Below are 23276 nucleotides of genomic sequence, written 5' to 3'. Positions count from 1 at the left end.
CCCTGCAAGCGTCAGTGAAAAACAGCTATATGCAGGGCAGGGCCCCGCGGGAATTTCAAAGGCGTGTATTTTGCATTTATGAGCCAGTGGAATCAGCGGGCGGAAATCTAATCGCATCCCGCTGCATGTAACATACAAAGAGAGAGATTACCTCTTGAGGGGGACATAAGTATGTCAGATTACCTTGTAATTGTAGAATCACCTGCAAAAGCAAAAACAATTGAAAAGTATTTAGGGAAAAAATTTAAAGTGAAAGCCTCTATGGGACATGTCCGTGATTTGCCGAAAAGCCAAATCGGGGTTGATGTAACACAGAACTTTACTCCAAAGTACATTACAATCCGCGGAAAAGGCGATGTATTAAAAGAACTGAAATCCGCGGCAAAAAAAGCAAAGAAAGTATATCTCGCAGCCGATCCGGATCGTGAAGGTGAAGCGATTGCATGGCATCTTGCCCACAGCCTTGACCTTGACGTCCATTCAGATTGCCGTGTTGTTTTTAACGAAATCACAAAAGATGCCATCAAAGAATCATTTAAACATCCAAGAGCCATTAATATGGACCTTGTTGATGCCCAGCAGGCCAGACGAATTCTTGACAGACTCGTCGGCTATAAAATCAGTCCGATTCTCTGGAAGAAGGTCAAGAAAGGGTTAAGCGCAGGCCGTGTTCAATCTGTTGCTGTCCGGCTGATTATTGACAGGGAAAAAGAAATCGGCGCGTTTACTCCAGAAGAGTACTGGAGCATCGAGGGCCAGTTTTTTAAGGGGAAAGACCAGTTTGAAGGGTCTTTTTACGGCATAGACGGGAAAAAACGGGAGCTCAAAACTGAAGATGATGTAAAAGAAGTGACCGCACGTCTAAAAGGCCATTCGTTTGAAGTGGCCAATGTGACGAAGAAAGAGAGAAAGCGGAATCCTGCTGTCCCGTTTACCACATCCACCCTGCAGCAGGAAGCAGCCAGGAAATTAAATTTCAGAGCGAAGAAAACGATGATGATTGCCCAGCAATTATATGAAGGAATCGATCTTGGCAAGGAAGGAACTGTCGGGCTGATCACTTATATGAGAACGGATTCCACAAGGATTTCAGAAACGGCCCAGTCTGAAGCTTCTGGATATATCGAGCAGCAATACGGAAAAGAGTATCTTGGCATGAAAAAAACAGCTAAGAAAAACTCCAATGCTCAGGATGCTCATGAAGCGATTCGTCCGACATCTACATTAAGAGATCCATCCTCTATGAAGGAGTATTTAAGCCGCGATCAGCTCCGTCTGTATAAGCTGATATGGGAACGCTTTGTATCAAGCCAAATGTCATCTGCTGTGCTTGACACAATGAGCGTTGACCTGGATAATAACGGAGTTATCTTTAGAGCGACCGGTTCAAAGGTTAAGTTCCCGGGCTTTATGAAAGTGTATGTAGAAGGGAATGACGATCAGGTTGAAGAGAAGGACCGCTACCTGCCTGATCTGAAGGAAGGCAATGAAGTATTTTCCAAAGATATTGAACCTGCGCAGCACTTTACACAGCCGCCACCAAGGTACACAGAGGCGAGGCTTGTTAAAACGCTGGAAGAGCTTGGAATCGGCCGTCCATCCACATATGCTCCAACTCTTGATACCATTCAGAAAAGGGGCTATGTATCACTTGATAACAAACGGTTTATCCCAACCGAACTCGGTGAAATCGTTCTGGAGCTGATTGTAGAGTTTTTCCCTGAAATCATTGACGTTGAATTTACCGCGAGAATGGAGAACAGTCTCGATGAAGTGGAAGACGGGCATATCCAATGGGTAAAAATCATTGATGATTTTTATAAGGACTTCGAAAAACGGATCACCATCGCAGAAACGGAAATGGAAGAGGTCGAGATCAAGCCTGAATATGCCGGGATCGACTGTGAAGAATGCGGGAATCCGATGGTTATAAAAATGGGACGCTACGGCAAGTTTATGGCATGCTCCAACTTCCCGGATTGCCGGAACACAAAACCAATCGTTAAAGATATCGGAGTCCCTTGCCCAAAATGTGAGAAGGGCAATGTGGTGGAACGAAAATCCAAGAAAAAAAGAATTTTTTACGGCTGTGACCGGTATCCTGAATGCGATTTCCTTTCCTGGGATAAACCGATTGCAAGAAATTGTCCGCGCTGTGAAGCGATGCTTGTTGAGAAAAAGCTTAAAAAGGGTGTTCAAGTCCAGTGTACGGCCTGTGACTACAAAGAAGAGCAGCAAAAGTAACGGTGAGCCCTCTTGCTCACCTTCTTTTTGTTTGCATCTGCAGGGAGGAAAAACGAAAATGAATCAGACTACTGTTGTTAATGTAATTGGAGCCGGCCTGGCCGGAAGTGAAGCGGCCTGGCAGCTGGCAGAAAGAGGCGTTCACGTTCATTTATTTGAAATGAGACCCGTTAAGCAAACTCCGGCCCATCATACAGATAAGTTTGCAGAGCTTGTCTGCAGCAACTCTCTGAGAGGAAATGCGCTGACCAATGCGGTGGGTGTGTTAAAAGAAGAAATGAGGCATTTGAACTCTGTCATTATAAAATCTGCTGACGACTGTGCGGTTCCGGCTGGCGGAGCACTGGCTGTAGACAGGCATGAATTTGCAGGTCTTGTGACAGAGCGGGTGAAAAACCACCCGAATGTGACAGTCAGAAATGAAGAAGTGACGAGCATACCGGAAGGGCCAACCATCATCGCAACAGGCCCCCTCACTTCAAAAGCCCTGTCGGATGAACTGCAGAAGCTGACTGGAGAAGATTATTTCTATTTCTATGATGCCGCAGCTCCGATTATTGAAAAAGAGAGCATTGATTTGGAAAAGGTATATCTTAAATCACGCTATGATAAAGGGGAAGCAGCCTATTTAAATTGTCCGATGAATGAAGAGGAATTTGACAGGTTCTACGAAGCGCTTATAGAAGCTGAAACCGTTCCTTTAAAAGAATTTGAGAAGGAAATTTTCTTTGAAGGCTGCATGCCGATTGAAGTTATGGCAAAACGAGGCAAGAAGACGATGCTTTTCGGACCGATGAAGCCGGTAGGACTCGAAGATCCCAAAACAGGGAAGCGGCCCTACGCTGTTGTCCAGCTTCGGCAGGATGATGCCGCAGGCACCCTCTATAATATTGTCGGTTTTCAGACACATTTAAAATGGGGCCCTCAAAAAGAGGTGCTTAAGCTGATCCCGGGACTTGAAAATGCTGAAATCGTCCGTTACGGGGTAATGCACCGCAACACCTTTATCAATTCTCCGAACCTCTTAAAGCCAACCTATCAGTCCAAGCACCGGGATGACCTGTTCTTTGCAGGGCAAATGACCGGAGTCGAGGGGTATGTAGAATCTGCTGCGTCAGGCCTTTTGGCCGGTATTAATGCGGCAAATCTCGTTCTTGGCAAGGAGCTCGTCGTTCTCCCGGCAGAAACAGCGCTCGGGAGCATGGCAAATTATATTACAAATGCCAACCCAGATAACTTTCAGCCAATGAACGCCAACTTTGGCATTCTCCCGGAGCTTCCTAAACGGATAAAAGTTAAAAAAGACCGGTATGAAGCGTACGCAGAAAGAGCGTTGGAAACAATTCAAAAAATTTCGAAAACGATTTAATATTCATTGCAAGGGCGGTTACAATGTGATAACATTTAATCGCCCTTGTGAGGTGATGAAATGGAAAATGTTAAGAAATGTTTAATTTTGTTCGTAGAATATTTACAAATTGAGAAAAACTATTCACAATATACAATTGTGAATTATACTGCAAATATTGATGAATTCTCTGTTTTTATGCAGGAAGAGGGGATTGCTGGTCTAGATCTTGTCACCTACCAGGATATTAGGCTCTATCTAACTAAACTTCATCAAAGTAAACTGGCAAGAAAAACCATCTCTAAAAAGATTTCAAGTCTCAGAAGTTTCTATAAGTTTCTCAACCGTGAAAAGCTGCTGACGGAAAATCCGTTTGCTCTCGTATCTCTGCCGAAGAAAGAAGGGAGAATTCCAAACTTTCTTTACGAACAGGAACTGGAGCTCCTGTTTTCGGTTTCAGATCTGAACACCCCCCTGGGCCAGCGCAATCAGGCCCTGCTGGAAATGCTTTACGCAACAGGGATAAGGGTAAGCGAATGTGCGGGCATGAAAATCCGGGATGCAGATTTGTTTATGGGAACGATTTTAGTAACAGGCAAAGGGAGCAAGCAGAGATATGTCCCATTCGGAAGCTTTGCACAGGATGCATTAGAGCTGTACTTGAATGACGGCAGAAAAAAGCTTGTTCAAAACACGGCTGAAAGTGAGTCCATCTTTGTCAACAGCCGAGGCAATCCGCTGAAACCCGGCGGAATCAGGCATATTTTAAACGAATTGGTTAAGAAATCATCTGCAAACCTACATATTCATCCGCACATGTTTCGTCATACGTTTGCTACCCATCTTTTAAATGAAGGCGCAGACTTGCGAAGTGTTCAGGAGCTGCTGGGGCATTCCCATCTATCCTCCACACAAATTTATACACATGTTTCTAAGGACCAGCTGAAGAAGACGTATATGTCTCATCATCCTAGAGCATAACCTGTTTATTAGAGGAGGAATTGAATATGGGCGAATTCCATGCAACCACAATTTTTGCGATCCACCATAATGACGGCTGGGCGATGGCTGGAGACGGTCAGGTCACATTCGGCAATGCTGTTGTAATGAAGCATACGGCAAGAAAAGTACGCAGATTATTTAACGGGAAAGTTGTCGCGGGATTTGCAGGTTCAGTTGCCGATGCTTTCACTTTATTCGAGATGTTTGAAGGCCGTCTGGAGGAGTATAATGGAAATCTTCAGCGGGCAGCAGTGGAACTGGCTAAGGAGTGGCGGAGCGATAAAGTGCTCAGACGCCTGGAGGCAATGCTGATTGTTATGAACAAAGAAGATCTGCTTCTCATATCCGGAACCGGAGAAGTCATTGAACCTGACGATGGGATCCTGGCTATCGGTTCTGGAGGAAATTACGCTCTATCGGCCGGCAGAGCTTTGAAACGCTATAGCGGCGAGACTTTGACTGCAAGGGAAATTGCTGAAGGAGCACTCCGGATTGCTGGAGAAATCTGTGTGTATACAAATGGCAATGTGATTGTAGAAGAGCTGTAGGAAGGGATTGGTAAAGATGAAAAGCCAATTAACACCCCGTCAAATTGTTGAACGCCTGGATCAATACATTGTTGGACAAAATGATGCAAAACGGGCAGTAGCAGTTGCCCTCCGAAACCGTTACAGAAGAAGTCTGTTAACCGATTCCCTAAAGGATGAAGTCGTTCCTAAAAACATTTTAATGATCGGACCTACCGGAGTCGGAAAAACGGAAATCGCGAGACGGATCGCTAAGCTTGTCGGAGCACCTTTTATTAAAGTCGAAGCGACAAAATTCACAGAAGTAGGCTATGTAGGACGAGACGTTGAAAGCATGGTCAGAGATCTAATGGAAAGTTCCATCCGCATCGTGAAGGAAGAAAAAATGAGTGAAGTGAAAGGTTCAGCGGAAGAAAATGCCAATCGGCGCCTTGTTGAACTTCTCGTCCCATCCAAGAAGAAAAACCAGCAAAACAAAAATCCTTTCGAAATGCTTTTTGGAGGCACCCAGACCCAGGAGCAGCAAACATCCTACGATGATGACTCGGATTTGGCTGAACGGAGAAAGAAAATGGATCACCAGCTCAGAATGGGTGAGCTGGAAGACCGGTATGTAACGGTCGAGGTGGAAGAGCAGCAGCCGTCCATGTTTGATATGCTGCAGGGCTCGGGTATGGAACAGATGGGCATGAACATGCAGGATGCACTCAGCGGTTTTATGCCTAAAAAAACTAAAAAGCGGAAGCTTACGGTTAAAGAAGCCAGAAAAGTTCTACAGAATGAAGAAGCACAAAAGCTGATTGATATGGAAGAAGCGACTCAGGAAGCCGTTTCAAGAGCAGAACAGTCCGGAATTATTTTCATTGATGAAATAGACAAAATTGCCAAAAAGAACAGCGGCGGCGGCTCCGCTGATGTGTCAAGGGAAGGAGTACAGCGTGATATCCTTCCTATTGTTGAGGGCTCAACGGTCGTAACCAAATACGGTCCGGTCAAGACAGATCATGTTTTGTTTATCGCAGCAGGAGCATTCCATATGGCCAAACCATCTGATTTAATCCCTGAGCTTCAAGGGAGATTTCCAATCCGGGTGGAATTGACGAAGCTGACTGCAGAGGATTTCGTAAGGATTCTTGTCGAACCGGATAATGCTCTTCTTAAACAATATAAGGCTTTACTGGAAACAGAAGGTATAAAACTTGAATTTTCTGACGATGCTATTCGTAAGATTGCAGATGTTGCATACCATGTCAATCAGGATACAGATAATATTGGAGCAAGAAGACTACATACCATTCTGGAGCGGCTGCTCGAAGATCTTTCATTCGAAGCTCCGGACGTTACGATGGATCAAATATCGATTACCCCGCAATATGTTGAAGAAAAACTGGGGAAAATCGCAAACAATAAAGATTTAAGCCAATTTATCTTATAGAGATTGATTATTTTTAGGAGGAAACCCAATCATGGCTTTACTAGAGAAAACGAGAACGATTAATGCAATGCTGCAAAAAGCGGCCGGAAAACCGGTTAACTTTAAAGAAATGTCAGAAATACTAAGTGAAGTAATTGAAGCAAACATATTTATTGTCAGCAGAAGAGGCAAGCTCCTCGGATTTGCCATTAATCAGCAAATTGAACATGAGCGGATGAAACAGATGCTTGAAGACAGACAGTTCCCTGAGGAATATACAAAAAACTTATTTAAGGTATCAGAAACTTCATCAAATTTGGATGTATACAGTGAATATACGGCTTTCCCTGTTGAAAACCGCGACCTGTTCAAAAACGGGCTAACGACAATTGTCCCAATCATCGGCGGAGGAGAAAGGCTCGGTACGCTGATCCTTGCCCGCTTAGAAGCTCAATTTGAGGATGATGACCTGATTATGGGTGAATATGGGGCAACTGTTGTCGGAATGGAGATTTTAAGGGAAAAAGCCGAGGAGATTGAAGTGGAGGCAAGAAGCAAGGCTGTCGTGCAAATGGCTATAAGCTCTCTTTCTTACAGTGAACTTGAAGCAATCGAGCATATCTTTGAAGAACTGAACGGCAGTGAAGGACTCCTGGTAGCAAGTAAAATTGCTGACCGTGTTGGAATTACCCGTTCAGTAATTGTAAATGCACTGCGCAAGCTGGAAAGTGCAGGTGTGATTGAATCGCGTTCTCTTGGTATGAAAGGGACGTATATAAAAGTGCTTAATGACAAATTTCTCATGGAATTGGAACGTTTAAAATCAAATTAACGAAAAAAGACACTCCATAATGGAGTGTCTTTTTATTTATGTGAGCATAAATACTTATGTTTTATAGGACTAAAGTCCCGTTCAAAAAATAGAACAATATAAGCACGAAAATTTACAAGAACTTCATAGACTTTAAGCCCATATATCACTACAATAACAGTATAGATTTAACATTTTTCGACATGAACAACATACGAATGTCTTAGAACTATTGTGGGGGTTAGGTTATTGCTTTTTTCGAATACAGTGACAACTCTTGAAAATGCACTCAAAACAACCAATATACAGCAAAAAGTTATATCAAATAACATTGCAAATGCAGATACTCCAGGCTTTAAAGCTAAGAAAGTCTCCTTCGGCAGCCTTTTAACCAGGGAAATGTCCAACATACAGGCGAACAAAACAGATGTGAGACATATCGATTTTTCCAAAACCTCTACTGGAGGAGCCGTCATAAAAAACAAGGACAGCGCCTATCACGCAAACGGCAACGGAGTAGACATTGACTCGGAAATGGCGGATTTGGCAAAAAATCAAATTCAATACAATGCCCTGGTCGACAGGCTTAATGGAAAGTTCAAATCATTGCAGACCGTTTTAACAGGAGGCAGGTAAACATATGACGATTTTTAACACATTAAACACTGCCGCATCTGCCCTTACAGCCCAAAGGCTTAGAATGGATGTCGTATCATCCAATATCGCCAATGCGGAGACCGCAAGAGGAAAGCTTGTGGATGGAGAATGGCAGCCGTATCAGCGTAAAATGGTTGAAGTCAAGGAAAAAAACAGCTTTTCGTCCATGCTTTCAAGAGCCGGAAACGGAATGGCCGGCAGCGGAGTGGAAGTAACTAAAATCAGCGAAGATGAATCGCCTTTTAAACTGGTTTACGACCCTGCTCACCCTGATGCAGATGATCAGGGCTACGTTCGGATGCCGAACGTAGACCCGCTGAAAGAAATGACCGACTTAATCAGCAGCACCCGCTCTTATGAAGCAAATGTGACTGTCTTTAACGCTTCCAAGAGCATGCTTCTCAAAGCATTGGAAATCGGAAAGTGAGGATGAACAAGGATGATAAACGGAATTAGCCCCGCATCTCTTCAGGCAATCGCGCCATCAGGCCCTACAGCTCAGTCTGCAGGGGGAACACAGCCTGGCCAGTTTGGAGAGATGCTGAAGAATGCCTTGAATGAAGTAAACCGGACACAAATGGAATCAGATAGCATGACAAACGCACTTGCGAACGGCCAGAATGTTGAACTGCAGGATGTCATGATTGCAGCAGAAAAAGCCAGCGTGACCCTGTTATCTGCAGTAGAAATGAGAAATAAAGCGATAGAAGCATATCAGGAAATCATGCGTATGCAAATGTAAGATGACTATTGCCGCCTTTTAACGAGTCGTCATCAGAACCGGGGGAACAGTAAGAATGAATCAAAAGATAAGAAATGCGGGTGAGAAAATCCTCCAATACTGGAGGAGCAAGTCAAAAGGGCAAAAAGGGATGATCATTGGGGGGTTTCTGGGAGCGGTCATAGCCATCGCGGTGCTGGGCTTCTTTTTATCAAGGCCGAACCTGGTTCCGCTCTACAATGAATTGACACTTGAAGAAGCAGGTCAGATCAAGGAAACACTCGATGGAAGAGGCGTGCAGTCTGAAATTGCCGATAATGGCACTTCAATCCTCGTGCCAGCTGAAATGGTCAACAGCCTTAAAGTTGATCTTGCAGCCGAAGGACTTCCTGAAAGCGGATCGATTGATTATTCCTTTTTCGGTCAAAATGTAGGGTTTGGAATGACAGATAATGAGTTTGATGTGTTAAAGCTGAAGGCTACTCAAACGGAGCTATCCAACCTTATTAAAGGAATTGAGGGAGTCCGTGATGCGAGTGTCATGATTAATCTCCCTCAGGAAACGGTGTTTGTAGGGGAGGAAGCAGAACAGGCATCTGCTTCCATAGTGGTGACTATGCAGCCCGGTACCAATCTGGACCAGACGAGAGTGGACTCTCTTTATCATCTCGTATCCAAGAGTGTACCGAACCTTCCTGCTGATAATATCGTCATAATGGACAACAATTTTAATTACTTTGACAAAAATAAAGACAGCGACCCGGCGGTAAGCAATTTTGCCACACAATATGACATTAAAAACGGCATAGAGCGTGATTTGCAGCAGCAGGTTCAAAAGATGCTTGGAACCATGATCGGTCAGGATAAGGTTGTCGTTTCCGTTACAACAGACCTGGATTTTACTCAGGAAAACCGGGAAGAAAATCTCGTAGAGCCTGTAGATGAAGAAAACATGGAGGGCATTCAGGTCAGCGCCGAAAGAATTACTGAAGCCTATACCGGAAACGGGGCTGAGGCAGCCGGCGGTACAGCAGGCACAAATGAAGGCGATATTCCGAACTATGAAGAATCTGCCCGGAATGGAGAGGGCGATTACGAGCGGACTGAAGAGCGGATAAACAATGAAGTAAACCGCATTAAAAAACAAATTACAGAGAGTCCTTATAAAATAAGGGATTTGGGAATACAAGTGATGGTCGAGCCGCCTAACCCTGAAAATCCGGAATCTATTCCGGAGGAGCGGGTTGAGGATATCAGACAAATGCTCTCAGCGATCGTGCGGACTTCCATAAATAAGGAAGAAAATGCTGAACCCATCTCAGACGAGGATATTGAAAGTAAAATTGTCGTATCCGTTCAGCCCTTTGAAGGAAAGCTTCAGCCGCTTGAAAGTACGGAATCTGCCGGCATTCCAATCTGGGTGTATGTCGCAGGCGGCATTTTGCTGGCGGTTATCATTCTTCTGATCATCCTCTTATTCAGAAAAAGAAAAACGAATGATGAAGAGTATTACGAGGAGATTGTAACGACTGCGCCGCTTCATGTGCCTGATGTAAATAACGACAGTGAAACTGAAGGCGATGTAAGACGGAAACAGCTCGAAAAACTAGCAAAAGAAAAGCCGGAAGATTTTGCGAAGCTGCTCAGAACCTGGCTCTCTGAGGATTAAGGAGGAACGGACGTGGCAAGAAGAGATCAAACAAAGTTATCCGGAAAGCAAAAAGCGGCCATACTCCTTATTTCCATGGGACCGGACGTTTCAGCTTCTGTTTATAAACATCTTTCCGAGGAAGAAATTGAGAGACTCACGCTTGAGATTTCCGGAGTCCGGACAGTGGATTCCTCAAAAAAGGAAGATATCGTAGAAGAATTTCATGAAATCGCAATGGCTCAGGATTTTATCTCATCCGGCGGCATTGCCTATGCAAAAGAAGTGCTTCAAAAGGCATTGGGCGAGGAACGGGCAGTATCGATAATCAGCCGGTTAACCTCTACGCTGCAGGTGAAGCCATTTGATTTTGCCAGAAAAGCAGAACCAACGCAAATACTGAACTTTATCCAAAACGAGCATCCGCAAACGATTTCTCTGATTCTATCTTATCTGGATCCGGTGCAGGCGGGTCAGATTCTGTCTGAGCTTCCCCAGGAAGTCCAGGCAGATATTGCAAGGCGGATTGCCGTTATGGACAGAACCTCCCCTGAAATCATCAATGAGGTCGAACAGGTTCTTGAGAAGAAACTCTCCTCTGCATTTACGCAGGATTATACTCAGACCGGCGGGGTGGAAGCAGTAGTGGAAGTGTTGAACGGCGTGGACCGCAGTACAGAGCGAACCATTCTCGATGCTCTGGAAATACAGGACCCGGAACTGGCTGAAGAAATTAAGAAGAGAATGTTCGTCTTTGAAGACATTGTGACTCTTGATAACCGGGCGATTCAGCGCGTAATCCGGGATGTGGACAATGAAGATCTGAAACTGTCTCTTAAAGTGGCGAGTGAAGAAGTAAGAGACATTGTTTTCAAAAATATGTCTACCAGAATGGCCGAAACATTCAAAGAAGAAATGGAGTATATGGGGCCGGTCCGATTACGGGATGTTGAAGAATCCCAATCGAGGATTGTCGGTGTGATCAGACGTCTTGAGGAGAACGGTGAAATTGTAATTGCCAGAGGCGGAGGAGACGATATCATTGTCTAAGCTGATCAAGTCCCGATATTCTTTGAAACAAGCGGTTTCTCCTGAACTGGTGCCCATCATTAAAATGGACGAAAGACTATTCTTCCAGGAAAAGAGTGAAGAGCCTGAATTCCTTCAAAACGCAAGATTGATGAGCGAAAAACTGATCAGCCGGGCAAGAGAAGAAGCAGATGAAATGCGACTGGCTCTGGAAGCTGAAAAGAGCAGCTGGGAGCAGGAACGGCTCGTTCTGGAGGAAAAAGCAAGAGAAGAAGGCTATAAGGAAGGGCTGAATTACGGCAGGCAAGATGGACTGGAACAAATGGGAGGACTCATTCAGGAAGCGAATCGGCTAGTATCCTTATCCAGAGAGGATTACCTGGAAAGAATCGCTTCCTCGGAGGAAACCATTGTCTCCCTTGCTGCAAGAATGGCCGAAAAAGTGATTGGGTCGATCCTGGAAGACAACCCCGATAAGATGAAAGAGATGGTTAAGCAGCTTTTAAAGGAAGTCAAAGATTACGATGAAATCAAAATATTTGTCCATCCGGACCGCTATGAATATGTACGTTCCCAAAAAGAAGAGCTAAAACAGCTTCTCACAACTGAACAGGAATTATTTCTTTATATGGATGACAGCCTTTCTTCTTTTGACTGTTACGTTGAAAGTTCATTCGGACGGATTGATGCTTCTGTCGAAACCCAGCTGAGTCAGCTGGAGCAGCAGCTTCTTGAAAGACTAGGTGAAGGAGGATCCTCATGAAAGCAGCGGACCTGCTGAATACAATTGATATGCTTGATTCCTATAAGCGTTACGGCAAGGTGAAAAGGGTAGTCGGCTTAATGATTGAATCCAGAGGCCCCGCCAGCTCCATAGGGGATTTATGCTATATCCACACCGGGTCAGGAAAAATTAAAAAAATACCGGCCGAGGTAGTCGGGTTTAAAGAAGAAAATATCCTGCTCATGCCCTTTTCCCCCGTTTCAGATATTTCACCGGGAAGCATAGTCGAGGCGACGAAAGAGCCTCTTAGAATTAGAGCCGGTGTTCCGCTGATCGGAACCGTTCTTGATGCACTCGGTATGCCGCTCGATGATGCCGCGCTTCCAAAAGGGCTGTCGTATGTTCCATCGGACCAGGCTCCTCCGAATCCTATGAAGCGGCCTCCGATCAATGAACCGATGGAGGTCGGGGTGAAGGTAATCGATTCTTTGCTCACAGTCGGAAAAGGTCAGCGGGTAGGAATTTTTGCGGGAAGCGGCGTCGGGAAAAGCACGCTGATGGGAATGATTGCGAGAAATACGAAGGCGGATCTTAATGTCATCGCACTGGTGGGGGAACGAGGAAGAGAAGTTAGGGAGTTCATCGAGCGCGATTTAGGGCCCGAGGGCCTAAAGAGATCAATCGTTGTTGTGGCTACTTCAGATCAGCCAGCTTTGATGAGGATGAAGGCTGCCTATACTGCAACGGCAATTGCCGAGTACTTCCGTGATACGGGCAGGAATGTCATGCTGATGATGGATTCGGTAACGAGGGTCGCCATGGCCCAAAGGGAAATCGGTCTTGCCATCGGAGAGCCTCCCACGACGAAAGGCTATACGCCTTCGGTCTTTGCAATCCTTCCGAAGCTCCTTGAACGGGCCGGTACAAACGAGAATGGTTCCATTACGGCTTTTTATACCGTCCTTGTGGATGGAGACGATATGAATGAACCGATTGCAGACACGGTAAGGGGAATATTGGACGTACACTTTGTTTTGGATCGCGAGCTTGCCAACAAAGGGCAGTTTCCGGCCATTAATGTACTGAAAAGCATCAGCCGGGTCATGAATCAGCTCGTTCCTTCAGAGCATAAGCAAGCTGCCGGCAAGCTCCGGGAATCCCTCTCTACTTATCTCAATTCAGAGGATTTGATTAACATTGGCGCCTACAAAAAAGGTTCTTCCTTTCAAATAGATGAATCCATTAGACTCTACCCTGAGATTCTGGGCTTTTTAAAGCAGGAAGTACATGAAAATGTCACACTGGCAGAAAGTGTTACCCAATTATTTATGAAAATGGAGCTGAATCACAACTGATGGAATACGCGTTTCGTTTCCAGAAGATTCTGGAACTAAGGGAAAATGAAAAGGAGCAGCGTCTTTCGGAATACAACCGGTCCGTACAGGACTTTGAGTCAGCCGCAGAAAAACTATACGATTCCATGAAGAAAAAGGAAGTTCTTGAAGAAAATACGAAGGTAAAGCTCGAGAGCGGGATGCAGATTCAGGAAATCCGCCATTATCAGCAATTTGTAACCAATTTGGAAAAAGCGATTGATTATCATCAGAAGCTTGTATTTATCAGCAGAAAAAGAATGCAGGATAAACAGGAAGTACTGATGGAAAGCAATGCTGAGGTTAGAAAGTTTGAGAAAATGAAAGAACGCGATTTTGAAAAAATTAAAGTTCTGGAAAAAAACAATGAGACGAAGAACATGGATGATCTCTCCATTCGATCGTACATGTATCGGGAAATATAGGTGGAGGAAATATGGAAGAAAGCAAAAAGGAATATGGGTGGATGCAATGGTTCATATTCGTCATTTTGATCCCGCTTGCTTTTACGATTGCCCTGATTGCGGTCATCCTTTCAGTGGCAGGATATGATATTGGCGGATCTGTCATGCAGCTTGCTGGAAAAAGTGAAGAAACCAAAATGGATGTACCAGAAAAAAGCACCGGCCAGACGAATCTGCAAAAATCTGATGCCGCTCCCAATAAGGACCTAACAGATGAAATCAGCAAGCAAAAGCAGGAAATAAAAGCGATGGAAAATGATGTTCTTTTAAAAGATAAAAAGATTGCAAGTTTAACTAAAGAAGTGGAAGACCTCAAAATTCAGATCGAAGAAGCCAAAAACAGCAAAACCGCCCAAAAGGATATTTCGAAGCTATATGAGGAAATGTCTGCCGGCAAAGCAGCGGAAATCCTTCCCCTGCTGAGCGAAAAAGATGCAAAAACCATACTCAGCTCTATGAAGGATGAGCAGATCACCGGCATCCTTGAAAAAATGACTCCAGAAAATGCAGCACTGTATACAGAAATGATGGCCAGTTTTGAAGGAGGTGAATAAACATGATCCGTGCTGTTATGCAGCTGCAGCAAGCAGTTCAACCGAACAGCCTTCCAGCAGTAAAACCTGCTGAATCTGCATTCGGTGCCTACCTGGGGATTACCATCAAAGGATCCGCCATCGGCCAGGAAAAAAGCCCGGAGTATCCTTCCTCAGGAACTGAAAAACACTTGATTCACTTGAGCGAATCAGAAGCGCTCGAACTCATTCATCTCCTTCAAGGAGAACTAGCTTCACAGTCTGAAGAACAGGCTGCAGTTCCAGATCAAAGCATCATGGAAGGCATTCTTTCCGACATCGTGGACACGCTTTACACTGCTGCTGAAAAGAGTGAACCTGCTGTTCTAACACTGAATGGGAACGCAAGCAATATCCATGCTCTGGCTGAAAGGCTGTCGAAGGGCCAGTTTCCTCGCGCGGAACAACCGCTTCAGAACCTGTTAAAAGCGACGGAAGGGCCAGAATTGAACCCAAAAGTTTCAATGCGGACCATTTTGGAGAAACATAGCCCTGCAGACATGCCGGGAATCTCCTCGCATACTTATGGGGAAGAACCGCTTCAGAAGCTGTTAAAAGTTGCAGAAGGGCCAGAAATAAACTCCCAAGTTTCAACGCGGACCATTTTGGAGAAACACAGCGCTGCAGACATGCCGGGAATCTCCTCGCATCCTTCCGGGGAAGAACCGCTTCAGAACTCATCAAGAGCGGCAGACGGGCCAAGTACTAGTCACCAGTACTCAAATATTGGTGTACTTATGGAAAGCCACGTTCAAAAACCAGTGCTGTTGAACGGTGCGGAACCACAGAGTGAATTTCAAGCAGTACAGGAGCCGGCTGGATCTAAGCATAACCAGCTTCAATTATTTTCAGTGCCTGTTCTGCTCATGGGAAGCCAGATGAATCAAACTGATGGGGAAGCTAAATTAGGAAATCGAATGTCAGCTGTTGAAGCCGATCCTGCCTACCCCTCCGCCATTCAGTGGCTGGCAGCCGAAACAAGCATGGAGAACATGCAAGCGGGATTAAGCATCCATCGTACAGAGGAAGAATTACCCGCTGATTATAAAAATGTTCTTCCTGATCTGAAGTTCGCTGAAGAGACCGGCATCACCCAAAATCCAAAACCGATGAACGCTTTAGCTGACGGTATAATTGAACTCCCTTACCCTCTGACTGCAGCAAACAGCACAGACGTTGGGAGAGCTTTAACCTCACAAGTCAGCGAGCACTTAGCACGGATGTCTTTTCAGCCTTTTGAAACGCATAAAACCTTTGTTTTTCAGCTTGTTCCTGAGCATCTGGGGGAACTGAAGGTTGAGCTGGTTAAAACCGGATCCCAGTGGAAGGGGACATTTCTTGCAGATAATACGGGACTGCAGTCACTATTGAACAAGCTGCCGGAAGGACTGGCCGGTGTACTGGAACCTCTGCGCATCAGGACCCTTCAGCAGCATCCTCTTACTTTGCAGCCGATACAGCATTCCAGTCAGCCAGTACAAACGTATGTAAGACAGCAAGATGGTCAAGCTGCTGAGCAAATAAGATATAGAAAGGAAGGCATCAGCTTTCCTGCTGAAGCAAACAGATTTGGGATGGCCCCTTATAAAACACAAGGCCTGAACCAATCTGCCCTTTCCGGATTTAGTCAATCAGATCAAGTTCAGCTGAAAGACACCACAGAAACGGGGGGAAAGATGACAGATTCCGATAAATCATCCTTTATCCCACAAAGCGCTTTAACGAAAGTGGAGCAGTTCTCACTATTTGTTAAAACCGAAGGACCTGCAGGTAATGTAAACCAGCAAGACCTGATTCAGCAAATTCAAAAACTGCTGTCTAACAGCAGATTCTCAACGTTTCAGTCTTCTGAAAAGCTGTTCCTTAAGCTTTATCCAGAGAGACTTGGAGAGCTGAGGATTGAAATTATGCAGTCGGACGGAAAATGGTCAGCGAAGTTCACTGCCGCAAGCCTTCTCGTAAAAGAAGCAATCGAAACCCATATACATCAATTAAAGCAAGGGCTATCCGGTCAGCAGATTCAAATGGAAAAAATTGAGGTTGTTCAATCATTTGCCTCTTCGCAGAAACACGATGACCATCAGCAGTCTTCGGGAGAACGGCAAAGAGAACCATCCCAGCGCCAAAGACAGCAGGAAGATCCAGATGAACGTTCATTTGAAGATTCCCTTCTAGAGCAGCTGGCGAATGAAATGTAAAAGGAGGCCGCTATGGAAACGAAAATTGATTCATCCTATATGCTCTCAAGTTTAATAAAAGAAGAAAGAAAGCCTAATGATCAGTTAGGGAAGGATGAATTCCTTAAAATCCTGATGACCCAGCTTCAAAATCAAGACCCGCTTAACCCGATGGAGGATAAAGAATTCATTGCGCAAATGGCATCCTTTTCTTCACTGGAGCAAATGACCAACATGAACAACACTATGCAGGACTTTTTGAAAAACCAGTCAGGAAGCAAGATTCTTCAATACAGTTCTCTCATTGGAAAGGAAATTTCCTATTCCTATAAAGAGAAAGATGATCAAGGAAATGAAGTATCAAAAGAAGGTATACAGCAGGTAAAGGCGGTTAGCCAGAAAAATAACGAAGTGGCGCTTGAGCTGATGGATGGAACGATAATCTACTCGGATGAAATCGTGAGGGTGTCAGATAAAGGCGGTGAATGAAATGCCAAAACGCATTGATCACCTTCAGCAGCACCCGCTTTCACTGCTGGTGAAAACAAAACCCAAGCCAGCTGATCAATCCTTTCAATCTCTTCTGGAACAAAAAATTACGATCAGCAAGCATGCACAGCTCCGGCTTGAGGAACGCAGCATCACCATGCCGGATGAAACATGGATGAAAATGAAAGAAAAAATGGAAGACGCGAAGCAAAAGGGAATAAACGATGCACTCATTCTCTCCAAGGAAGCAGCCTTTATCGTCAGTGTCAAAAATTCAACGGTGATTACAGCCATGAACCGCAAAGAAGCAGTTTCACAGATTTTCACGAACATAAACGGAACAATTATACTGGACTAAAACGGCCGGACCCGCTAAAGGGAAGCCGGGCTGCGGATGGAATGAAGCAGCCAGCCAAAAAAATGGGGGAATAAACAATGTTAAGATCACTATACTCAGGCGTAAGCGGAATGAAAAACTTTCAAACAAAGCTGGATGTTATCGGGAACAATATCGCAAACGTAAACACATACGGATTCAAAAAAGGACGTACTGTATTCCAGGATTTGTACAGCCAGTCGGTTTCTGCAGCAACTCAGCCTGCTAATGGGCTCGGGGGAACGAACCCGAGCCAGGTAGGTCTTGGGTCACAGATTGCTACAATCGATACCATTCATACGAGCGGAAGCTTACAGTCTACCGGGAGAAACCTGGATCTTGCTATTGCCGGAGATGGATTTTTCCAAGTGAAATCGTCTACTGATCCTAATACGTCTTACACAAGATCAGGAAATTTCTATTTGGACAACACTGGTAACGTCGTAAACTCGGAAGGGCTTTACCTCCAGGGTGATGGCGGTATAATCAATATCCCTACAGATGCTAAAAGCATGAGCGTTGGGCAGGATGGAAGTGTGTCCTTTGTAGATGTGAATGGGAACCTGCTGGAAGCCGGCACGATACAGATTGCAAAATTCCCTAACCCGGGCGGTTTGGAGAAAACAGGTGCTAATCTGTATAGCCCTACGAACAACTCCGGTGCAGCGACTGCGGGAGACCCAGGAGAAAATGGAACCGGTCTGATCCAATCCGGAATGCTCGAAATGTCAAACGTTGACCTTTCAGAGGAATTTACTGAAATGATCGTCGCTCAAAGGGGTTTCCAGTCCAATACAAAAATCATTACCACTTCTGATGAAATTCTGCAGGAGCTTATGAATCTCAAACGATAGATGGGGGGCAGGGAACAGCCTGAAGCTGTTCCCGAACTTATGATTAAAGTGACCCGGTTAAACGGACAGCCTTTCTATTTAAATGCCCTGCAGATAGAGCAGGTTGAGTCCTTTCCTGATACCGCCATCACTCTTACGAATGGCAGGAAATTTATCGTAATGGAAAAGGAAGAGGAAGTTGTGCGGCACATAACGGTCTTTTACAGTCAAATCGGCCTTTTAGCCTCAGCAAATAAGCTAAGGGAGCATGAAAATGAATAAAAAGCTATTATCGATCATGTTTATCATCATAACCTCGATCACTCTTATTGGAGTAGCCGCGCTGGCGGTTGTTACGAACGTTTTTGAAAAAGAAGCGAGCGGTGCTCCGTCAATCGATGAAATTGTGGAGGCTACTGTGGAAGTACCTGAACTGACAACAAACCTGGCTAGCGGAAACATTGTGAGGATTTCACTTAAACTTGAAACAGATTCAAAAGAAGCTAAAGAGGAATTGGAAAAAAGAGAGTTTCAGGTGAAGGACGTAATCATCTCGGAGCTCAGCACCATGAAAGCTGAGGAGCTATCGGGCAAAGCCGGAAAAGAATCACTAAAGAAAAAATTTATGGCCAGCATTAATAAGCTGATGCACGAAGGAAAAGTTGAGAAGGTCTATACTACCTCCTTTATACTCCAATAATTCAATTTCCGCGTTTACAGGAGGTGAAGAATATGTCTGGGGAAATATTATCCCAAAGTGAAATCGATGCCCTGCTGTCTGCCATCACGACAGGAGAAATGGATGCCGAAGAGCTAAAGAGAGAAGATGCCGAAAAGAAAATCAAAACGTATGATTTTAAGAGAGCTCTTCGTTTTTCAAAAGATCAGATCCGAAGTCTGACACGAATTCACGAAAACTTTGCCCGTCTTCTCACAACTTATTTTTCTGCACAGCTGAGAACCTACATCCAAATATCGGTTGCTTCGGTGGACCAGGTGCCTTATGAAGAATTCGTCCGCTCGATGCCCAAAATGACCATCCTGAACATTTTTGAGGTTCAGCCCTTAGAGGGGCGCATTGTGATGGAGGTTAACCCGAATATTGCCTATGCCATGATGGACCGGGTAATGGGAGGAGCGGGCTCTGGCTTTAATAAAATTGATACGTTAACAGAAATTGAGACGAGGATCATGTCCAGTCTTTTTGAAAAATCATTGGACAATTACCGGGAAGCGTGGAGCTCAATTGCTGAAATGGAACCTGATATGCAGGAATTCGAGGTTAATCCGCAATTCATCCAGATGGTGTCTCCAAACGAAACCGTGATCGTCATTTCTTTAACCGCCCAGGTAGGGGACACGAGCGGAATGATTAACTTATGTATTCCGCATGTTGTTCTTGAGCCGATCATCCCAAAACTGTCTGTGCATTACTGGATGCAGTCGGATCGTAAAGAGCCGAACGCATTGGAAACAGAAGCACTTCAAAAACGGGTTGAATTGACAGAAATCACCCTATCGGCGGAGCTGGGCTCCTCAGAAATTACCATTCATGAGTTTATGGAGCTGCAGGCAGGCGACATTATCCAAATGGATCAGCCAATCGGCAAGCCGCTCCTTATTAAAGTAGGAGACAAGCCTAAATTTACAGGTCAGCCTGGAAAATTAAACCGCAAATTAGCTGTGCAAGTCATTGACCACTATTTTGGGGGTAACGAAGATGGGGAGTAATGAAATGCTATCACAAGATGAAATTGATGCTTTGCTTAAAGGTACTGGATTAGAAGAGGGCGTGCCAGAAAACGGCGGGACGAACAATTATCTGGATGAAATGGAAGCAGACGCCCTCGGTGAAATAGGCAACATTTCATTTGGAAGTTCAGCAACTGCACTTTCTGCGCTATTGAACCAAAAGGTAGAGATTACAACACCTGCTGTCTCCATAATCGAGAAAAAGGAGCTTGCAAGTGAATTCCCGCAGCCTTATGTAGCCATTGAAGTAAATTATACGGAAGGGTTTAAAGGCAGCAATTTGCTGGTAATTGAGCAAAGTGATGCAGCGATTATCGCAGACTTGATGATTGGAGGAGACGGCACAAACCCGGATCCTTCACTTGGGGAAATTCATTTGAGTGCCGTTCAGGAAGCCATGAATCAGATGATGGGTTCTGCAGCAACAAGCATGTCAACCGTGTTTAATAAAAAAGTAGATATCAGCCCCCCAAGACTGGATCTGCTGAATATTCATGCGGGTGAAGGAACGGACACGATTCCGGATGCTGAGATGATCATCAAGGTTTCGTTCCGGCTGAAAGTGGGCAATCTGATTGACTCTAAAATTATGCAGGTGCTCCCGCTTCAATTTGCTAAGGACCTGATTCATGAGCTAATGAACCCTCCGGCAGCAGCTCCGGAGCCGGCCGTAACAATGAAAATGCCTGAACATCAACAGAGCACTCATCATCAGAAGCAGGCGCCGGCCGCTCAAAGAAATCCGCATTCACAGCAGCCTGCCCGGCAGCAGGAGGATAGCTACTCACCTCCTCAGCCTGAATATGACGTGAAGACTGCTGAATTTGCACCCTTTGAACCAATGCAGTCAGCCGGCACAGAAAACCGGAATCTTAATCTGCTTATGGATATTCCGCTGCAGGTAACCGTTGAACTCGGCCGGACGAAACGGTCGATTAAGGAGATATTAGAGCTTTCTTCAGGCTCCATCATAGAGCTTGACAAACTGGCCGGAGAGCCGGTTGATATTCTAATAAACCGCAAGATTGTAGCCAAAGGGGAAGTCGTAGTCATTGATGAAAATTTTGGAGTGCGGGTAACAGATATCATTAGTCAGCAGGATCGGTTAAACAAACTTAAATAATGGGAGTGGCAAACATGGCTAAACGAATTTTAATAGTAGATGATGCAGCATTTATGAGAATGATGATCAAAGATATTCTTTCTAAAAATGGTTTTGATGTAGTTGCAGAAGCGGCAGATGGTTTACAGGCTGTTGAAAAATACAAAGAGCATCAGCCTGATCTCGTCACAATGGATATTACCATGCCTGAGATGGATGGAATTACCGCTCTTAAAGAAATTAAAAAGCTAAACCCGAACGCTAAAGTGATCATGTGTTCCGCTATGGGGCAGCAGGCTATGGTTATTGATGCCATCCAGGCAGGAGCGAAAGACTTTATTGTTAAGCCATTCCAGGCAGACCGCGTAATTGAAGCGATTCAAAAATCGCTTAGCTAGGCTGGTGTACATGGTGAACAAAGCTGTACACTGGATTTCGATCCTGCTGATCACACTTACATTCATGAACACGGCCTTTCAGTCTGTACCGGTTCAGGCTGCCGGCAGCGGAGGGACGGTAGAGGATTATCTGAAGCAGGAGCAAAAGGAAAACCAGGAAAAAAGCGAAAATCCACCAGCTGAACCCCGGGAAGCATCAACGCCTGGGGTAACGGTATGGGACTTTTTGAAAATGATTGCTGCCACTCTATTCGTAGCCGGTTTGATTTATCTTCTTTTCCGATTGCTCCAATCCAAAAATAAATGGATAAAGCCGATGGGCTATCTTCAGAATCTCGGAGGAACATCACTCGGTCAAAACCGGTCCATTCAAATCGTCAGAGCCGGTGATGAAATTCTTTTAGTCGGTGTAGGAGACTCCGTTCAGCTCTTGAAAGTAATCAGCGAGGAAGAGGAAATAGAGAAAATAGTTCAACAGTATGAGGATAAAGGGCCTGATTTAAGTGGAGCGAAACTGTTTTTATCTAAGGCAGCTCAAACAGTCGGAAACAAACAGCCTGATAAAAACCATTCCTCATTTAAAGATTCTCTTCAAAAGCAGCTTAATGAGCTTGGAGCCGAAAGAAAGCAAAAAACCGAAGAATGGCTAAAGAGAGGGAATCGAGAATGAACGAATTGATGGGGATCCTGGGTTCCGGGGAAGCACAGAATGTGAGCACATCCGTGCAGCTGCTGCTCTTGCTTACCGTCCTGTCTCTCGCTCCAAGCATCTTAATCCTTTTTACATGCTTTACACGCATTGTGATTGTGCTTTCTTTTGTGAGGACGTCGCTGGCAACCCAGCAAATGCCTCCCAATCAGGTGCTGATCGGGCTTTCGCTTTTCCTGACCTTTTTTATCATGGGGCCGGTATTATCGGAGGCGAACGAGCAGGCACTGACTCCTTTATTAGAGGAAAAAATTACTCTTGAGGAAGCCTATACTAGAGCAGAAAAGCCATTTAAGGAATTTATGAGCAAACATACGAGGCAGAAGGACCTTGAACTTTTTTTAAACTACGCCAATATAGAGAAGCCGGAAACAGTCGCGGATATACCGATTACAGCGCTCGTTCCCGCCTTCGCCATCAGTGAAATCAAAACAGCTTTTCAAATCGGATTCATGATTTTTATTCCTTTTCTGGTGATTGATATGGTGGTCGCAAGTATTCTCATGTCAATGGGGATGATGATGCTTCCGCCGGTCATGATATCCCTTCCTTTTAAAATTCTGCTGTTTGTTCTCGTGGATGGATGGTATTTAGTCATTAAATCATTGCTTCAGAGCTTTTAGGGGAGGAAGGAAAATGAGTTCGGAAATGGTAATCTCCAATGCGGAGAAGGCGGTTTATACCACTTTATTGATCTGCGGGCCGCTTCTGGCGGTAGCACTCGTCATTGGACTGGCGGTAAGCATTTTTCAGGCAACAACACAAATTCAGGAGCAGACGCTGGCCTTCATTCCTAAAATCGTTGCGGTAATGGTAGGATTGATTTTTTTCGGGCCGTGGATGCTCACAACTCTCGTATCCTATGCCTCAGACATTTTTGGCAATCTGGACCGGTTTGTAGGATGA

The 23276-nt window shown here is 44.9% G+C and carries 27 protein-coding genes; all 27 read left to right on the top strand.

Annotated features, from left to right (window positions below; translation table 11 throughout):
• Positions 1–171: 171 nt before the first annotated feature.
• The 27 genes from topA to fliQ all read left to right on the top strand — a co-directional run bounded on the left by topA (position 172) and on the right by fliQ (position 23276).
• Positions 172–2244: a type I DNA topoisomerase gene (gene topA / locus ACQCVE_RS03760; RefSeq protein ID WP_426861671.1), complete on the top strand. Its 2073-nt coding sequence runs from the start codon at positions 172–174 to the stop codon at positions 2242–2244.
• Between the two features lie 58 nt (positions 2245–2302).
• Positions 2303–3613: an FADH(2)-oxidizing methylenetetrahydrofolate--tRNA-(uracil(54)-C(5))-methyltransferase TrmFO gene (trmFO, locus tag ACQCVE_RS03755; RefSeq protein ID WP_426844462.1), complete on the top strand. Its 1311-nt coding sequence runs from the start codon at positions 2303–2305 to the stop codon at positions 3611–3613.
• A 60-nt stretch (positions 3614–3673) separates the two neighbouring features.
• Positions 3674–4573, top strand: coding sequence for a tyrosine recombinase XerC (gene xerC / locus ACQCVE_RS03750; protein WP_426861669.1), 900 nt, complete (start codon positions 3674–3676; stop codon positions 4571–4573).
• A gap of 26 nt (positions 4574–4599) precedes the next feature.
• Positions 4600–5142: an ATP-dependent protease subunit HslV gene (gene hslV, locus ACQCVE_RS03745; protein WP_426844460.1), complete on the top strand. Its 543-nt coding sequence runs from the start codon at positions 4600–4602 to the stop codon at positions 5140–5142.
• Positions 5143–5158: 16 nt separating this feature from the next.
• Positions 5159–6556: an HslU--HslV peptidase ATPase subunit gene (gene hslU / locus ACQCVE_RS03740; RefSeq protein WP_426844459.1), complete on the top strand. Its 1398-nt coding sequence runs from the start codon at positions 5159–5161 to the stop codon at positions 6554–6556.
• Positions 6557–6587: 31 nt separating this feature from the next.
• The gene (gene codY, locus ACQCVE_RS03735; protein WP_426844458.1) at positions 6588–7367 is read left to right on the top strand and encodes a GTP-sensing pleiotropic transcriptional regulator CodY; all 780 of its coding nucleotides are present in this window, start codon (positions 6588–6590) and stop codon (positions 7365–7367) included.
• A gap of 228 nt (positions 7368–7595) precedes the next feature.
• A complete protein-coding gene (gene flgB, locus ACQCVE_RS03730) occupies positions 7596–7982 on the top strand; it encodes a flagellar basal body rod protein FlgB (protein WP_426861667.1) in 387 nt (128 codons plus the stop codon).
• Between the two features lie 4 nt (positions 7983–7986).
• Complete coding sequence (gene flgC, locus ACQCVE_RS03725; RefSeq protein ID WP_426861665.1) at positions 7987–8430, top strand: flagellar basal body rod protein FlgC; 444 nt, start codon at positions 7987–7989, stop codon at positions 8428–8430.
• Between the two features lie 12 nt (positions 8431–8442).
• Entirely contained in the window at positions 8443–8745 is a 303-nt protein-coding gene (gene fliE, locus ACQCVE_RS03720; protein ID WP_426861663.1) for a flagellar hook-basal body complex protein FliE, read from the top strand.
• A gap of 55 nt (positions 8746–8800) precedes the next feature.
• A complete protein-coding gene (fliF, locus tag ACQCVE_RS03715) occupies positions 8801–10393 on the top strand; it encodes a flagellar basal-body MS-ring/collar protein FliF (protein WP_426861661.1) in 1593 nt (530 codons plus the stop codon).
• A gap of 12 nt (positions 10394–10405) precedes the next feature.
• On the top strand, positions 10406–11422 hold the full coding sequence (gene fliG, locus ACQCVE_RS03710; RefSeq protein ID WP_426844453.1) for a flagellar motor switch protein FliG: 1017 nt from the start codon (positions 10406–10408) through the stop codon (positions 11420–11422).
• A complete protein-coding gene (gene fliH / locus ACQCVE_RS03705; protein ID WP_426861659.1) occupies positions 11415–12164 on the top strand; it encodes a flagellar assembly protein FliH in 750 nt (249 codons plus the stop codon). The genes fliG and fliH overlap by 8 nt, the downstream gene beginning before the upstream one ends.
• A complete protein-coding gene (fliI, locus tag ACQCVE_RS03700) occupies positions 12161–13480 on the top strand; it encodes a flagellar protein export ATPase FliI (protein ID WP_426861657.1) in 1320 nt (439 codons plus the stop codon). Before fliH ends, fliI begins: the two co-directional genes overlap by 4 nt.
• A complete protein-coding gene (fliJ, locus tag ACQCVE_RS03695) occupies positions 13480–13923 on the top strand; it encodes a flagellar export protein FliJ (protein ID WP_426844450.1) in 444 nt (147 codons plus the stop codon). Before fliI ends, fliJ begins: the two co-directional genes overlap by 1 nt.
• Positions 13924–13934: 11 nt before the next feature.
• Positions 13935–14516: a MotE family protein gene (locus ACQCVE_RS03690; protein WP_426861655.1), complete on the top strand. Its 582-nt coding sequence runs from the start codon at positions 13935–13937 to the stop codon at positions 14514–14516.
• Between the two features lie 2 nt (positions 14517–14518).
• Positions 14519–16732 carry a flagellar hook-length control protein FliK gene (locus ACQCVE_RS03685; RefSeq protein ID WP_426861654.1) on the top strand — a complete coding sequence of 738 codons (2214 nt, stop codon included), beginning with the start codon at positions 14519–14521 and terminating at the stop codon, positions 16730–16732.
• Positions 16733–16744: 12 nt separating this feature from the next.
• Entirely contained in the window at positions 16745–17200 is a 456-nt protein-coding gene (gene flgD / locus ACQCVE_RS03680; RefSeq protein WP_426861652.1) for a flagellar hook assembly protein FlgD, read from the top strand.
• Position 17201: 1 nt separating this feature from the next.
• On the top strand, positions 17202–17558 hold the full coding sequence (locus ACQCVE_RS03675) for a TIGR02530 family flagellar biosynthesis protein (RefSeq protein WP_426861650.1): 357 nt from the start codon (positions 17202–17204) through the stop codon (positions 17556–17558).
• Positions 17559–17635: 77 nt separating this feature from the next.
• The gene (gene flgG / locus ACQCVE_RS03670) at positions 17636–18430 is read left to right on the top strand and encodes a flagellar basal body rod protein FlgG (RefSeq protein ID WP_426861648.1); all 795 of its coding nucleotides are present in this window, start codon (positions 17636–17638) and stop codon (positions 18428–18430) included.
• A 39-nt stretch (positions 18431–18469) separates the two neighbouring features.
• Positions 18470–18691: a flagellar FlbD family protein gene (locus ACQCVE_RS03665; RefSeq protein ID WP_426844444.1), complete on the top strand. Its 222-nt coding sequence runs from the start codon at positions 18470–18472 to the stop codon at positions 18689–18691.
• Positions 18684–19109 (top strand): flagellar basal body-associated protein FliL, encoded by a 426-nt coding sequence (fliL, locus tag ACQCVE_RS03660; RefSeq protein WP_426844443.1) that lies wholly within the window; start codon positions 18684–18686, stop codon positions 19107–19109. Before ACQCVE_RS03665 ends, fliL begins: the two co-directional genes overlap by 8 nt.
• A gap of 32 nt (positions 19110–19141) precedes the next feature.
• On the top strand, positions 19142–20140 hold the full coding sequence (gene fliM / locus ACQCVE_RS03655) for a flagellar motor switch protein FliM (protein ID WP_426844441.1): 999 nt from the start codon (positions 19142–19144) through the stop codon (positions 20138–20140).
• Positions 20130–21284: a flagellar motor switch phosphatase FliY gene (fliY, locus tag ACQCVE_RS03650; RefSeq protein WP_426861646.1), complete on the top strand. Its 1155-nt coding sequence runs from the start codon at positions 20130–20132 to the stop codon at positions 21282–21284. Before fliM ends, fliY begins: the two co-directional genes overlap by 11 nt.
• Positions 21285–21298: 14 nt before the next feature.
• Complete coding sequence (locus tag ACQCVE_RS03645) at positions 21299–21661, top strand: response regulator (protein WP_426844439.1); 363 nt, start codon at positions 21299–21301, stop codon at positions 21659–21661.
• Between the two features lie 10 nt (positions 21662–21671).
• The gene (locus ACQCVE_RS03640) at positions 21672–22331 is read left to right on the top strand and encodes a flagellar biosynthetic protein FliO (protein WP_426844438.1); all 660 of its coding nucleotides are present in this window, start codon (positions 21672–21674) and stop codon (positions 22329–22331) included.
• Positions 22328–22993: a flagellar type III secretion system pore protein FliP gene (gene fliP / locus ACQCVE_RS03635; protein ID WP_426844437.1), complete on the top strand. Its 666-nt coding sequence runs from the start codon at positions 22328–22330 to the stop codon at positions 22991–22993. The genes ACQCVE_RS03640 and fliP overlap by 4 nt, the downstream gene beginning before the upstream one ends.
• A 13-nt stretch (positions 22994–23006) precedes the next feature.
• On the top strand, positions 23007–23276 hold the full coding sequence (gene fliQ / locus ACQCVE_RS03630; RefSeq protein WP_426861645.1) for a flagellar biosynthesis protein FliQ: 270 nt from the start codon (positions 23007–23009) through the stop codon (positions 23274–23276).

Source organism: Metabacillus sp. 113a, from assembly GCF_050107635.1.
In the GTDB taxonomy this organism is placed as follows: domain Bacteria; phylum Bacillota; class Bacilli; order Bacillales; family Bacillaceae; genus Metabacillus_B.
Note: the sequence above shows the minus strand (reverse complement) of the source record. Positions and strands in the feature narration are given on the sequence as shown.

Coding starts and splice junctions, on each gene's coding strand:
- topA (WP_426861671.1), top strand. CDS start 172: ATGTCAGATTACCTTGTAATTGTAGAATCACCTGCAAAAGCAAAAACA.
- trmFO (WP_426844462.1), top strand. CDS start 2,303: ATGAATCAGACTACTGTTGTTAATGTAATTGGAGCCGGCCTGGCCGGA.
- xerC (WP_426861669.1), top strand. CDS start 3,674: ATGGAAAATGTTAAGAAATGTTTAATTTTGTTCGTAGAATATTTACAA.
- hslV (WP_426844460.1), top strand. CDS start 4,600: ATGGGCGAATTCCATGCAACCACAATTTTTGCGATCCACCATAATGAC.
- hslU (WP_426844459.1), top strand. CDS start 5,159: ATGAAAAGCCAATTAACACCCCGTCAAATTGTTGAACGCCTGGATCAA.
- codY (WP_426844458.1), top strand. CDS start 6,588: ATGGCTTTACTAGAGAAAACGAGAACGATTAATGCAATGCTGCAAAAA.
- flgC (WP_426861665.1), top strand. CDS start 7,987: ATGACGATTTTTAACACATTAAACACTGCCGCATCTGCCCTTACAGCC.
- fliE (WP_426861663.1), top strand. CDS start 8,443: ATGATAAACGGAATTAGCCCCGCATCTCTTCAGGCAATCGCGCCATCA.
- fliF (WP_426861661.1), top strand. CDS start 8,801: ATGAATCAAAAGATAAGAAATGCGGGTGAGAAAATCCTCCAATACTGG.
- fliI (WP_426861657.1), top strand. CDS start 12,161: ATGAAAGCAGCGGACCTGCTGAATACAATTGATATGCTTGATTCCTAT.
- fliJ (WP_426844450.1), top strand. CDS start 13,480: ATGGAATACGCGTTTCGTTTCCAGAAGATTCTGGAACTAAGGGAAAAT.
- ACQCVE_RS03690 (WP_426861655.1), top strand. CDS start 13,935: ATGGAAGAAAGCAAAAAGGAATATGGGTGGATGCAATGGTTCATATTC.
- ACQCVE_RS03685 (WP_426861654.1), top strand. CDS start 14,519: ATGATCCGTGCTGTTATGCAGCTGCAGCAAGCAGTTCAACCGAACAGC.
- flgD (WP_426861652.1), top strand. CDS start 16,745: ATGGAAACGAAAATTGATTCATCCTATATGCTCTCAAGTTTAATAAAA.
- ACQCVE_RS03675 (WP_426861650.1), top strand. CDS start 17,202: ATGCCAAAACGCATTGATCACCTTCAGCAGCACCCGCTTTCACTGCTG.
- flgG (WP_426861648.1), top strand. CDS start 17,636: ATGTTAAGATCACTATACTCAGGCGTAAGCGGAATGAAAAACTTTCAA.
- ACQCVE_RS03665 (WP_426844444.1), top strand. CDS start 18,470: ATGATTAAAGTGACCCGGTTAAACGGACAGCCTTTCTATTTAAATGCC.
- fliL (WP_426844443.1), top strand. CDS start 18,684: ATGAATAAAAAGCTATTATCGATCATGTTTATCATCATAACCTCGATC.
- fliM (WP_426844441.1), top strand. CDS start 19,142: ATGTCTGGGGAAATATTATCCCAAAGTGAAATCGATGCCCTGCTGTCT.
- fliY (WP_426861646.1), top strand. CDS start 20,130: ATGGGGAGTAATGAAATGCTATCACAAGATGAAATTGATGCTTTGCTT.
- ACQCVE_RS03645 (WP_426844439.1), top strand. CDS start 21,299: ATGGCTAAACGAATTTTAATAGTAGATGATGCAGCATTTATGAGAATG.
- ACQCVE_RS03640 (WP_426844438.1), top strand. CDS start 21,672: ATGGTGAACAAAGCTGTACACTGGATTTCGATCCTGCTGATCACACTT.
- fliP (WP_426844437.1), top strand. CDS start 22,328: ATGAACGAATTGATGGGGATCCTGGGTTCCGGGGAAGCACAGAATGTG.
- fliQ (WP_426861645.1), top strand. CDS start 23,007: ATGAGTTCGGAAATGGTAATCTCCAATGCGGAGAAGGCGGTTTATACC.